The following is a 12,537-nucleotide window of genomic DNA, read 5'->3' on the forward strand; positions in this document are numbered from 1 at the left end:
ATTAGCATGGGGTGATGACGACGCTTGTGTGGTTTCGCGACGACCTGCGGATCACGGACCATGCCGCGTTGCACGCGGCCGCCGAAAGCGGCGACGACATCGTGGCCCTCTTCGTCTTGGAGGACGAATCCGCGCACGTGCGTGCCCTCGGAGGTGCCGCGGCGTGGTGGCTGCACCACTCTCTCACCGCACTGCGCGCAGCGCTTGCCGAGCACGATGTGCCGCTCATCTTGCGGCGAGGGGCGGCAGAGCAGGTCGTGCCCGCGGTCGTGCGTGAGAGCGGTGCATCGCGCGTGCTCTGGAACCGCCGTTACGGACAGGCACGCCACCATGACGCCGCGCTCAAGATCGCCTTGCGAGAGACCGGCTGCGACGTCGGCTCGTTCTCCGGCGATGTGCTGTTCGAGCCGTGGACCATCGCCACCCAGGACGGCGGCGCCTACAAGGTCTACTCCGCCTTCTGGCGTGCCTGCACGGCTGCTCCCGCTCCGGCGCTCCCGCTTCCTGCGCCTTCCGTCCTCGTCGCGGCGTCCACGCAGCCTCGCAGCGAGAGCCTCGACTCCTGGGAGCTGCTGCCGGCCGCGCCGGACTGGGCAGGAGGACTCGCCGAACGGTGGACACCGGGCGAGGTATCCGCGCAGCGCACTCTCGAGGAGTTCCTCGAAGAACGTCTGGCCCACTACGGCGAGCGGGACTACCCGGCCGAACAGAACTGCTCCGAGCTTTCCCCTCACCTGCGCTGGGGAGAGATCAGCCCCCGCACCGTCTGGCACCAGACGCTGCGGGCCACGGGAGATGTGGGACTGTTCCTGTCTGAGTTGGGCTGGCGCGAGTTTGCGAAGCACACCGCCTTCCACCTCGGACCCCTGCACCGTGATCACATCAACCACCGCTTCGACGGTTTCCCCTGGCGTGCGGACGGCGACGACGCTCTCGCCGCCTGGCAGCAGGGGCGGACCGGTTTCGGGCTGGTCGATGCCGGAATGCGCGAGCTCTGGCAGACCGGGGTGATGCACAACCGGGTGCGCATGGTCACTGCATCATTCCTCACCAAGAATCTGCTGCTCGACTGGCGCATCGGGGAGGCCTGGTTCTGGGACACGCTCGTTGACGCGGACGAGGCGAGCAACCCCTTCAACTGGCAGTGGGTCGCAGGATGCGGCGCGGATGCTGCTCCGTACTTCCGCGTCTTCAACCCCGAACTCCAGCAGAAGAAGTTCGACCCCGATGGGCGCTATGTCGCGCTGTGGGCACCGGACAGTGCCATGCTGCCGCCGATCGTCGACCTGAGAGCGACCAGGGCGCGGGCGCTGGACGCGTACCACTCGCTGCCTCGGTAGCCGTCTCAGACCGGGATGATCGCATGGGCGACGGCGAAGATCGCCAGCCCCGCCAGCGCGCCGACGACAGTGCCGTTGAGGCGGATGTACTGCAGGTCGCGGCCGACCATGAGCTCGATCTTCTCTGTGGTCTCGGCCGGGTCCCAGCGCTCGACGGTGTCGGTGATGATCGAGGCGATGTCGTGGCGGTAGCGGTCGACGAGGAAGACCGCCGCATCGGACACCCAGGTGTCGACGCGCGTCTGCAACGCGGCATCCGTCGTCAGTCTCTCGCCGATCTCTTGGAGCGCCTGACGCGCTCGCCGGCGCAGACCGCTCTCAGGGGCTGCGAGAGCCGCGAGCAGCCCTGCCTTGGCGGTGTTCCAGGCTTCCGCGGCGAGAGCGCCGACGCGAGGGCTGTCGAAGAGTGCGGCTTTCGCGTTCTCGAGCCTCGCGCGCGTGGCGGCGTCGTGCTGCAGGTTGTCCGCGAGGCGCGCCAGATACCCGTCGAGGGCCCTGCGGGCGGGATGGTGCGGATCGGCCTGCACCGCCTGGACGAACTTCACGGCCTCGTGATAGACGGTGTCGTCGACGAAGCGGTGCGCCAGCTTCGGCACCCATCCTGGTAGCCGTCGCGACACGAGCCCGGTGAAGGCGGTCGCATTGGCGTCGAGCCAGTGGGCGATCGAGTCGACCGCGAGGTCCACGGCACCGTGGTGGGCGTCCGCGTCGACGATCGTCCGGAGCCACGCGCCCGCGGGAGGCCCCCACTCCGGGGTGAGCAGGTGCTCCCGCGCGAGGTCGGAGATGAGATCCCGCACCTCATCGTCGCTGAGTGCGTGCAGCACGGCGGTGGCGATCGTCGCGCCTTCGGCAGCGACCCGCTCCGCGTGCTTCTCCTCCCGCAGCCACTCGCCGGCACGACGCGCGATGTCGGTCTGCGCGAGCTTCGTGCGTACGACATCGGATGCGAGGAAGTTCGTCTCAACGAACTCGCCGAGGCTGCGTCCGATCTCATCCTTGCGGGTGGGGATGATGGCCGTGTGCGGAATCGGGAGCCCCAGCGGGCGCCGAAACAGCGCGGTGACGGCGAACCAGTCCGCGAGGGCGCCGACCATGCCGCCTTCGGCTGCGGCGCGCACGTACCCGAGCCACGGATGCTGGCCCTGCAGCCAGAATGCGACGACGAACACGCCCGCCATGACGAGCAGCGCCCCCAGGGCGACGGCCTTCATCCGGCGCAGCGCGCGCAGGCGCTCCTGATCGGCGGGAGAGAGCAGTGCCAGAGGAGTGCGCGGCATGCGGCTATCCTCCCACGCTCGTTCTCGGCATTCCTGCTGCCAGGGGGAGTAGCCTCAAGTGGTGATCGAAGACATCAAGAAGCGTGCTCTGCACCGGACGAGCATCCTCGAAGGCCAGCTGCGTGGAATCACGCGCATGATCGAGGGCGAGGAGTACTGCATGGACATCATCACGCAGACCCGCGCGATCCAGAAGTCACTCGAGTCCCTCAACCGCCTGCTGCTGGAGAATCACCTTCGTACGCACGTGACGCACATGATCGAGGCCGGCGGAGACACCCGCGACCAAGCGGTCGCCGAACTCATGAAGGCGTTCGACTTCCAGGGCAAGTAGCCGCGACTCAGTCCTCGATCGGTCCCAGCAGGGCGCTCGCGACGGTGGAGTGCGCCGACTCCGGGTCGGAGGGATGGAACGCGCCCGCCAGCACATCGCGGTAGATCCGCGACAGCTCGTGCGCAGAGAAGTACGAGCTTCCGCCGGCGACGAGCATCGCCTCATCGGCCACCTGCTTGGCCATCATCGTGGCACGGTGCTTGAGTCCGGCGAGCTGCGGGAACCAGCGCGCGCCGTGATCGACGAGCTCGTCGACATCGCGCGCGAGTGCGGCGATCTGCGGGGGCAGGGCATCGACGGCGAGGCCCATCTCCGCGATCCGCCAGCGGATGTCGGGGTCCTGCGCGTAGGTCTTGCCGGTCTTCTTCGATCGGCGCTTCTGCGCGGTCTCGACCGCCAGCTCCAGCGCACGCTGCGCGATACCGGTGTACACCGAGGCGAGCAGGATCTCGAACACCGAGAAGATTCCGAAGATGATCGGATCGGGGGTGGGACCCGGATCGATGCGGCGCACGATGCGGTCGGCGGGGGCGACCGCGCCGTTGAGGCGCGTCGTGCGGCTCTGCGTGCCGCGCATGCCGAGGGTGTCCCAGTCGTCGCCGGTCACCACCGCGTCGGTGCGGTCGATGAAGCCGAACACGAGCTTCGGGGCATCCGAGCTCGTGGTGTCGAGGCCGTGCAGGCCCAGGCGCGTCCAGACGGGCGCCAGCGAGGTGAAGATCTTCAGGCCCGTGAATGCGTAGGAGCCGTCTGCCTGCGGCACAGCCTCCGTGTCGCTGCCGAAGAGCACGAGATCGTTGCCGCCCTCGCTGATCCCGAATGCGAAGACCTCGCCGGCGACTGCGCCGTCCTGTATGAACTCCATCCCGGGGACACCCCGATCGGAGAAGACCTTGGCGACGCCCGTCCACACGAGGTGCATGTTGATCGCCAGCGCCGTGGCGGGGGCGGCGCCTGCGAGGCGCTGCTGGAGGATCGCCGCCTGGGCGAGGCTCAGCCCCGCGCCGCCGCGTTCGGTCGGCACGAGGATGCGAAGGTAGCCCGCGTCGCGCAGTTCATCGAGGTCCTGCTGCGGAAACGTGTTCTCGCGGTCGTGGATCGGCGCGCGCTCGCGGATCCGGGCGAGCAGATCGTCCGGAAGGAAGGAAGTGGGATCGAACGGGGCAGGGGCAGCGACCGAAGCGGACATGCCCCCAGCCTATGACCGTCAGCGCAGGGGAGGCAGGTCGTGCGGCACGACCAGAACCCGCGCGGCGGCGGCGTGGCCGGCGGAGAGGCGCTCGGCGTAGGAGAGATCCTGCAGCGTCGCAGTGAGGAAACCCGATGCGAACGCGTCACCGGCGCCGACGGGCTCCACGACCTCGACCGTGGGGGCCGGAACGAACACCGGCGCCTCCGCACCGACGAACGCCGTCGCGCCCACATCGCCGTCCTTGACGATGAGGACCGCGCAGTCGGGAAGATGGCGGCGGATGTCTTCTGCTGTCGCGGTGCCCCAGAGGCGCTCGGCCTCGTCGCGGCCGACGAAGGTGAGGTCGGCGGCGTTGGCGTAGCGCGCGAGTGCGGATGCCGCCTCGTCCAGAGACCACAGTGCGCGGCGGTCGTTCACGTCGAAGGAGACGAGAGCGCCGGCGGCGCGAGCATCCGCGAAGAGCTGATCTGTCATCTCGGCGCAGGACACCGACAGCGCCGGAGTGATGCCCGTCGTGTGCACGATGCGCACGCCTGCGAGCTGCGCGGACGAGAGGAAGCCGCCGGTCATCCGCGACGCAGCGGAGCCCCGGCGGTAGTAGTAGACATCAGAGCTCTCGGCACCCGGATCCTTGAGCATGACACCGGTCGGAGCGTCGGAATCGCGCTCCGCCCACGCCTCGACGCCGCGCGCCTCCAACTCGGACAGCACGCGCGTGCCGAGCGGGTCATCGCCCAGACGAGACGCCCACACCGCACGGTATCCGTTCGCAGCGACCTGCGCGGCGACGTTCGATTCTGCTCCCGCCAGGCCGACCGTCGCCGTGTGCGCGCTCGAGAGCGGGGCATCGGTGGGGGTGATGAGTGCCATGCACTCGCCAACGCAGATCAGATCGGGGGCAGGAACGGAAGCAGGCGACGACGTCATGATGAAGGAAGGATGACCGGTTCTGTATCGGGGATCGGACTGGGATCCCGATCGCGAAGATCGGGGAAGGCCCGCACGAAGACTATCGAAACCAGGAGCCCCACGGCGGCGAAGAGCGTTGCGGCGAGATATGCGCCCTGCGCACCGCCGGTCTGGTCGATGAGGAACCCGGCGGTCGCGGATCCGGCTGCCGCCCCGATGAGCTGTCCGGTGCCCACCCAGCCGAAGGCCTCGGCCGACTCGCTGAACTTCACGCTCGCCGTGGTGATGGCGAAGAGGACGGCGAGAGCGGGGGCCACGCCGAGACCGGCGAGCAGCAGCGATCCACCCAGCCAGAACACGTTGAGGGAGATCATCGTGAGCGCGAGGCCGACCGTCACGATCGCGAAGCGGCGGGCCATCGCCCAGGGCCCGATCGGCACGCGGCCGCTGGCCAGACCACCGGCCAGACTGCCGACGGAGAACACGGCCAGGACGAGGCCCGCCTCCAGTCCGCCGTGGTCGAAGGTCGCGACGACGCCGACCTCGACCGAGGCGCAGGCGCCGATCAGGAGAAACCCGATGACGGTCGCCAGCATGACCGGCGGCTTGAGGACGACAGCCCCGAAGCCCCGTCGGCTGCGGGGGATGCGCACACGACCGACCTCGCGGGAGAGGATGAACCACGCGCCTCCCAGCACCTGGATCGTCGCGACGAGGAGCAGACCCTGCACGGTTCCCACCTGCGTGGACACGAAGGTGATGACGACCGGGGCGACGATCCAGATGATCTCCTGCAGCGATGCATCCAGAGAGAAGAGAGGTGTGAGCTGCGAGGAGTTGACCATCTTCGGATAGATGGTGCGCACCGCCGCCTGCACGGGCGGAGTGGAGAGCCCCGCGATGAGCCCGAGGGCCATGTACCCGGCGAGGTGGAGCGGGGCGAGTGCGAGAGCCGTGACGGCGAGCACGCAGACGAGCAGGGTGAGCGTGAGGACTCGACGCATGCCCCACCGACCCATCCAGCGGCTCGTCACGGGGCCGGCGACCGCCTGACCCACGCTGGTCGCGGCGAGGACCAGACCCGCCGCGCCGTAAGAGCCCGTCGTGTGCTCGACGTGCAGCAGGATCGCCAGACTTGCCATCCCGCTGGGGAATCGGGCGGTCAGCTGTGCGGCGATGATGCGCCCCACTCCGGGGGTGCGCAGGAGTTCGCGATATCCGGATGCGGCCACCTGACAACGGTACTCGCAGCGACACGCCCACGACACGCCGAACCACGGATTCCACACCCTGAGGAATGTCCGAAGTCGGCTGTAGCGTCCGATCTGTGGATGGATCCGAATGCCGTCGTTCCGAGGCGCGGGAATCCGCGCTTCGCGACCTCCTTCGGGGTGGTGTCGGCTGTGGATGAAACCGTGGAGAACCTGTGGGGGAACCCGTGGAAAGCGGTGGAAAACTACAGAGATGTAACTACTACCCCTTGTGGTCGCCCCTAATGTCCGTCCCTATATGTAGTATTGAAGTCCTGGTGGGGGGCCTGCCGGGAAACATCAGGTTCAAGGGAAGAAGAGGCGCAATTATGTCGATTACCGTCTACACGAAGCCGTCCTGCGTCCAGTGCAACGCGACCTACCGCGCGCTTGACGCGAAGGGCATCGAGTACGACATTCTCGACCTGTCGGAAGACCCGGCAGCGCTCGAGCAGGTCAAGGCTCTCGGCTACCTGCAGGCACCCGTCGTCATCACCGACGAGGACCACTGGTCGGGCTTCCGTCCCGACAAGATCGACGAGCTCGCATCGCGGCTCGCATAGTCTGCCGGCGGGTGTGCGATGAGTGCGGTCACGACCGCCGTTCCCCTGCTCGTCTACTTCTCGAGCATCTCGGGTAATACCGCGCGCTTCATCGAGAAGCTCGGCCTCCGCGCCGAACGTATTCCGCTGTACCGCACCGACGAAGAGCTCCTCATCGAGGAGCCTTTCGTTCTCGTCACCCCGACATACGGCGGGGGACTGGGGCGAAACGTCGAGACGGGAGCTGTACCCAAGCAGGTCATCCGGTTCCTCAACGATGAGCGCAACCGCCGACACATCCGGGGAGTCATCTCCACCGGAAACACCAACTTCGGCGACTCCTTCTGTCTCGCCGGAGAGATCATCAGCCGCAAGTGCCACGTGCCTCACTTGTATCGGCTTGAAGTATTCGGCACACAGGAAGACGTCGATCGCGTAGGCGACGGATTGGAACGATGGTGGAATCGACAGTGACAGACCCGGTGGCGTTCAAGATCAACCCCAACTATGAGGGTCTGGACTACCACGCCCTCAACGCGATGCTGAACCTGTACGACGCGAACGGACAGATCCAGTTCGACGCCGACCGTCGTGCCGCGCGGGAGTACTTCCTGCAGCACGTCAACCAGAACACCGTGTTCTTCCACTCGCTCAAGGAGCGGCTCGACTACCTCGTTGAGAAGGAGTACTACGAGGGTGCAGTGCTGGAGCAGTACTCGTTCGAGTTCATCCAGAAGCTCAACGACCTCGCCTACTCGAAGAAGTTCCGCTTCGAGACCTTCCTCGGCGCGTTCAAGTACTACACGAGCTACACGCTGAAGACGTTCGACGGCAAGCGCTACCTCGAGCGCTTCGAAGACCGCGTCGTCATGACCGCCCTCGGTCTCGCCGCGGGTGACGAGCAGCTCGCCATCAACCTGGTCGAAGAGATCATCTCCGGTCGCTTCCAGCCGGCGACGCCGACGTTCCTCAACTCCGGCAAGGCGCAGCGCGGTGAGCTCGTCAGCTGCTTCCTGCTGCGCATCGAAGACAACATGGAGTCGATCTCGCGCGGCATCAACTCCTCGCTGCAGCTGTCCAAGCGTGGCGGCGGCGTGGCGCTGCTGCTCTCGAACATCCGCGAGGCGGGTGCGCCGATCAAGCAGATCGAGAACCAGTCGTCGGGGATCATCCCCGTCATGAAGCTCCTCGAAGACAGCTTCAGCTACGCCAACCAGCTCGGCGCACGTCAGGGTGCAGGGGCCGTGTACCTCTCGGCGCACCACCCGGACATCATGAAGTTCCTCGACACCAAGCGTGAGAACGCGGACGAGAAGATCCGCATCAAGACGCTCTCGCTGGGCGTCGTCGTTCCCGACATCACGTTCGAGCTCGCCAAGAAGGGCGAGGACATGTACCTGTTCTCGCCGTACGACGTCGAGAAGGTCTACGGCGTGCCCTTCGGCGACATCTCGGTGACCGAGAAGTACCACGAGATGGTCGACGATGCGCGCATCAAAAAGACCAAGATCAACGCGCGCGAGTTCTTCCAGACGCTTGCCGAGATCCAGTTCGAGTCGGGCTACCCGTACATCATGTTCGAGGACACGGTGAACAAGGCGAACCCGATCAAGGGCCGCATCAACATGTCCAACCTCTGCAGTGAGATCCTGCAGGTGAACACTCCGACGACGTACAACACCGACCTGTCCTACGACCAGATCGGCAAGGACATCTCGTGCAACCTCGGTTCGATGAACATCGCCCTGGCGATGGACGCGCAGAACCTCGGCGCCACGGTCGAGACCGCGATCCGCGGCCTGACCGCGGTCAGCAATCAGAGCCACATCAGCTCGGTGCGCTCGATCGAGGATGGCAACGACCGCACGCACGCGATCGGTCTCGGCCAGATGAACCTGCACGGCTACCTCGCTCGCGAGCGTGTGTTCTACGGTTCGGAAGAGGGCCTGGACTTCACGAACATCTACTTCTACACGGTGCTGTTCCACGCGCTGCGCGCCTCGAACAAGATCGCCATCGAGCGTGGCGTCGCATTCGAGGGCTTCGAGGACTCGACCTACGCGTCGGGGGAGTTCTTCGACAAGTACACCGAACGGGCATGGGTTCCCGAGACCGAGAAGGTCAAGGAGCTCTTCGCGGGGCACCACATCCCGACCCAGCAGGACTGGGAAGAGCTGAAGGCGTCGATCCAGAAGCACGGCATCTACAACCAGAACCTGCAGGCGGTGCCGCCGACCGGCTCGATCTCGTACATCAACAACTCGACGTCGTCGATCCACCCGATCGCATCGAAGATCGAGATCCGCAAGGAAGGCAAGCTCGGTCGCGTCTACTACCCGGCGCCGTTCATGACGAACGACAACCTGGAGTACTACCAGGACGCGTACGAGATCGGCTACGAGAAGGTCATCGACACGTATGCCGCCGCGACGCAGCACGTCGACCAGGGTCTGTCGCTGACGCTGTTCTTCAAGGACACAGCCACGACGCGCGACATCAACAAGGCGCAGATCTACGCATGGCGCAAGGGCATCAAGACGATCTACTACATCCGTCTGCGCCAGCTCGCCCTTGAGGGCACCGACATGACCGAGTGCGTCAGCTGCATGCTGTGATCGCCGCTCACTGATTGATTCAAGGAACAAACGATGACTCCTACCCCGAAGCTGCCGCTGATCGATCACGTGCAGGCGATCAACTGGAACCGCATCCAGGACGACAAGGACCTTGAGGTCTGGAACCGTCTGGTGAACAACTTCTGGCTGCCCGAGAAGGTGCCGCTGTCGAACGACATCCAGTCGTGGCAGACGCTCACCGAAGACGAGAAGCTCATGACGATGCGCGTCTTCACCGGGCTCACCCTGCTCGACACCATTCAGGGCACGGTCGGTGCGGTATCGCTGATTCCGGATGCGGTCACCCCGCACGAGGAGGCCGTTCTCACGAACATCGCCTTCATGGAGTCGGTGCACGCGAAGAGCTACTCGTCGATCTTCTCGACGTTGTGCTCGACGAAGGAGATCGACGAGGCGTTCCGCTGGTCGGTAGAGAACCCGTATCTGCAGAAGAAGGCGCAGATCATCGTCGACTACTACCGTGGCGACGACCCGCTCAAGCGCAAGGTCGCCTCGACCCTGCTGGAGTCGTTCCTGTTCTACTCGGGCTTCTATCTGCCGATCTACTGGTCGTCGAAGGCGAAGCTCACGAACACGGCCGACCTCATCCGCCTCATCATCCGTGACGAGGCCGTGCACGGCTACTACATCGGGTACAAGTTCCAGCGTGCGCTGGAGAACGAGACCGAAGAGCGTCGCCAGGAGCTGAAGGACTACACCTTCAACCTGCTGTTCGAGCTCTACGACAACGAGGTGCAGTACACGCAGGACCTCTACGACGGCGTTGGGCTGACCGAGGACGTCAAGAAGTTCCTGCACTACAACGCCAACAAGGCGCTCATGAACCTCGGCTACGAGGCGATGTTCCCCTCGACGGTCACGAACGTGAACCCGGCGATCCTGTCGGCGCTCTCGCCGAACGCAGACGAGAACCACGATTTCTTCTCCGGGTCGGGCTCGTCGTACGTCATCGGCAAGGCCGAGGCCACGGAAGACGACGACTGGGACTTCTGAGTCCAGATGTGCGGCGTCACACATTGTGGCGCCACACCACGTTGAAGTTGGCACACATCACAGGAGTTGGCGCAGATTCCGTAGTTGGCGCAAGAAACCATTGAGAGTGGGGTGCAGGGTCCTATGCCCAACAAGCCGCACCCCACTCCCAGGGATCTCACCACCTCATGGCCAGACGAACCCTCTTCGGATCCCGCAGGCGAGGCAGCGCGCCGTTTCGTGGTGAACCTCCGTGCAGCGATGGGGGAGTCGAGCATCCGGAGCGTAGCTGCGCGTGCGGGAGTTGAAGAGGCTTCTCTGCGAAGAGTTCTTTCCGGTGCAGCATGGCCTCACCTGCGAACGATGGTGTTGTTGGAAGAGTCTCTCGGCGTGCGGCTGTACACAGCGCAAGAACGGCATTTGGGATGCCGAGAAGCATGGTTCACGGCGGATGAAGTCTGATCCGGGGTGAGGCGCCCTGGACCAGATCCGCGCCGATCCTCAGGCGATCATCCAGATGTTGGGGGACGAAGGTCAATGGGAGGTCCCCGGGCCCGGCGTAACACCGTCCCAAGACGATCTCTATGCGACCGCGCACTGGGTAGCGATACGCGAAGAAATACGCCAGCAGGCGAACGAGGCCGGCGTGGTGTTCGGCTTCGGCGGCGACCAGCATATGCAGTGCGAGGCCGTTGCCCCGTGACCTCGACCAATCGCAAGAAGCGGCTGTTGACCACGACGCTGCGCGATTCGAATGCGGACCTGCTGCGATTCCTGCACCGACGAGTCGGCACGGACGATGCTCCGGATCTCTTCGGCGAGACTCTCCTGATCGCGTGGCGACGGGTCGAGGACCTGCCGGACGACGCGACCGAAGCCAGAATGTGGCTGTTCGGTCTCGCGCGAGGGACGCTGTTGAATCACTCGCGGGGTCGGCGCCTCTTGGCTCTCGCCGACAAGGTGCGCCATCAAGACCTTGGCGACCGCAGGCAGGGCTGGCTCTCAACGCTCCGGAGCTTCCGGGTAGTTCGATGTCGTCTTCTCGACGCCAGCTGAGATTTTCTCCCCGGAGTGGCGTGCGCCCGCTTAGTCAACGTGCCGGATGAGCGCAGCCGTGGATCCTTGTCGTCATCGTTCTGCCGCGTCGCGGATTTCTTGGAGTGCGGGTGTCTGCATGGTGAGTGTTCGCATGTCGAGGATTGCGAGGCTGCCTTGCTGCATGTCCTTGCCGAGGCTCGCGACTCGTCGTCCATCGTCTGCGATGCCTCCTCCGGGTACATGTATGTGCCCGTGTAGGAGGAGCTCGGGGCGGGTGCTATCCCAAACCTCGGCGACGCGGGCGCGCGAGGCCGCAGATTCTTTCAGTGCGTCAGCCGGGAGACGCATCGGGTTGGTTCGCAATGCCTCCCGTACTGCGCGGACGGGAGTGCGGGCGGGGGAGTCGTGAGTGAGCATGAGGTCAGCAGGCCCGCCTGCGATGGCCTCGGAGACCTGCTCGTCGGTGATGTCTTCATCCGGCCACCAGTTCACACCGCCCGCTCTCCGGGACTTGTCGATCGATGTTGCACCGCTCAGGGAGAGTGCGCTGCGTCCGCCGATGCGTAGGCGCGCCGGCCGGGATAGCAACCAGGTGGTGTTGGAGACGCGTACGGCAGTGTCACCCAGGATCGGTGTGATCTGTCCCCATGGCTCGTGGTTTCCGAGGGTGACGTAGATTGCTGTGATGCCCGACCCGGCGAATGCTTCGTCTATGGCAGCGGGGTCCATCCACCAATCGCCAAGTTGGAGGATTGTCGTCACGTCGGGGGCAAGCACCGGCAGCGCCCGGCCAAGCAGGCGAACCCAGGCCTCGTTGCCGTGCCAGTCGCCACATACGGCGACCCGCTGATCTGGAAGGTCGATGCTGCTGGCGTGCTCGAGAGCTCTCACGTCTCTATCCGATCCATACATTCACTAGACACCGGGCTGCAGCATCCTGCAAGAGCAAATACGGGTCGCATACTCGTCATGACCAACGAGCACCCGCCACCCGCGCAGGGCCGGCGCGCATGTCACACGCTGACGAGCGGTGCCCAGACCAGT

The 12,537-nt window shown here is 65.3% G+C and carries 12 protein-coding genes; 7 read left to right on the top strand and 5 right to left on the bottom strand.

Going from position 1 to position 12,537, the window contains the following annotated elements:
• Positions 1-14 precede the first annotated feature (14 nt).
• Positions 15-1,340: a cryptochrome/photolyase family protein gene (locus AC1REM_RS08415; protein ID WP_492514213.1), complete on the top strand. Its 1,326-nt coding sequence runs from the start codon at positions 15-17 to the stop codon at positions 1,338-1,340.
• A gap of 5 nt (positions 1,341-1,345) precedes the next feature.
• Here the strand turns inward: AC1REM_RS08415 and AC1REM_RS08420 are convergent, their stop codons facing one another.
• Positions 1,346-2,620, bottom strand: a complete 1,275-nt coding sequence (locus tag AC1REM_RS08420) for a DUF445 domain-containing protein (protein WP_492514214.1) — start codon at positions 2,618-2,620, stop codon at positions 1,346-1,348.
• 61 nt (positions 2,621-2,681) lie between these two features.
• Between AC1REM_RS08420 and AC1REM_RS08425 the strand changes: the two genes are divergently transcribed.
• Positions 2,682-2,954 carry a metal-sensitive transcriptional regulator gene (locus AC1REM_RS08425; RefSeq protein WP_204939401.1) on the top strand — a complete coding sequence of 91 codons (273 nt, stop codon included), beginning with the start codon at positions 2,682-2,684 and terminating at the stop codon, positions 2,952-2,954.
• A 7-nt stretch (positions 2,955-2,961) separates the two neighbouring features.
• On the opposite strand, the gene AC1REM_RS08430 is transcribed toward AC1REM_RS08425, so the two are convergent.
• The 3 genes from AC1REM_RS08430 to AC1REM_RS08440 are packed head-to-tail and all read right to left on the bottom strand — an operon-like array spanning position 2,962 to position 6,236.
• A complete protein-coding gene (locus tag AC1REM_RS08430) occupies positions 2,962-4,143 on the bottom strand; it encodes an acyl-CoA dehydrogenase family protein (protein ID WP_492514215.1) in 1,182 nt (393 codons plus the stop codon).
• A gap of 18 nt (positions 4,144-4,161) precedes the next feature.
• Entirely contained in the window at positions 4,162-5,073 is a 912-nt protein-coding gene (locus tag AC1REM_RS08435; RefSeq protein WP_492514216.1) for a sugar kinase, read from the bottom strand.
• Positions 5,070-6,236, bottom strand: coding sequence for an MFS transporter (locus tag AC1REM_RS08440; RefSeq protein ID WP_492514482.1), 1,167 nt, complete (start codon positions 6,234-6,236; stop codon positions 5,070-5,072). The genes AC1REM_RS08435 and AC1REM_RS08440 overlap by 4 nt, the downstream gene beginning before the upstream one ends.
• Positions 6,237-6,634: 398 nt before the next feature.
• Between AC1REM_RS08440 and nrdH the strand changes: the two genes are divergently transcribed.
• The 5 genes from nrdH (at position 6,635) to AC1REM_RS08465 (ending at position 11,511) form a co-directional block, all read left to right on the top strand.
• Entirely contained in the window at positions 6,635-6,868 is a 234-nt protein-coding gene (nrdH, locus tag AC1REM_RS08445; protein ID WP_204939404.1) for a glutaredoxin-like protein NrdH, read from the top strand.
• Positions 6,869-6,886: 18 nt separating this feature from the next.
• Positions 6,887-7,321: a class Ib ribonucleoside-diphosphate reductase assembly flavoprotein NrdI gene (gene nrdI, locus AC1REM_RS08450; RefSeq protein ID WP_378787776.1), complete on the top strand. Its 435-nt coding sequence runs from the start codon at positions 6,887-6,889 to the stop codon at positions 7,319-7,321.
• Positions 7,303-9,462 (top strand): class 1b ribonucleoside-diphosphate reductase subunit alpha, encoded by a 2,160-nt coding sequence (nrdE, locus tag AC1REM_RS08455; RefSeq protein WP_492514217.1) that lies wholly within the window; start codon positions 7,303-7,305, stop codon positions 9,460-9,462. The genes nrdI and nrdE overlap by 19 nt, the downstream gene beginning before the upstream one ends.
• A 33-nt stretch (positions 9,463-9,495) precedes the next feature.
• Positions 9,496-10,476, top strand: a complete 981-nt coding sequence (gene nrdF / locus AC1REM_RS08460) for a class 1b ribonucleoside-diphosphate reductase subunit beta (RefSeq protein WP_204939407.1) — start codon at positions 9,496-9,498, stop codon at positions 10,474-10,476.
• Positions 10,477-11,154: 678 nt separating this feature from the next.
• Positions 11,155-11,511 (top strand): sigma factor, encoded by a 357-nt coding sequence (locus AC1REM_RS08465; protein ID WP_492514218.1) that lies wholly within the window; start codon positions 11,155-11,157, stop codon positions 11,509-11,511.
• 72 nt (positions 11,512-11,583) lie between these two features.
• On the opposite strand, the gene AC1REM_RS08470 is transcribed toward AC1REM_RS08465, so the two are convergent.
• A complete protein-coding gene (locus AC1REM_RS08470; RefSeq protein WP_492514219.1) occupies positions 11,584-12,384 on the bottom strand; it encodes a metallophosphoesterase in 801 nt (266 codons plus the stop codon).
• Between the last annotated feature and the right edge of the window lie 153 nt (positions 12,385-12,537).

It is taken from the genome of Microbacterium sp. GW823-FHT02G05 (assembly GCF_058797175.1).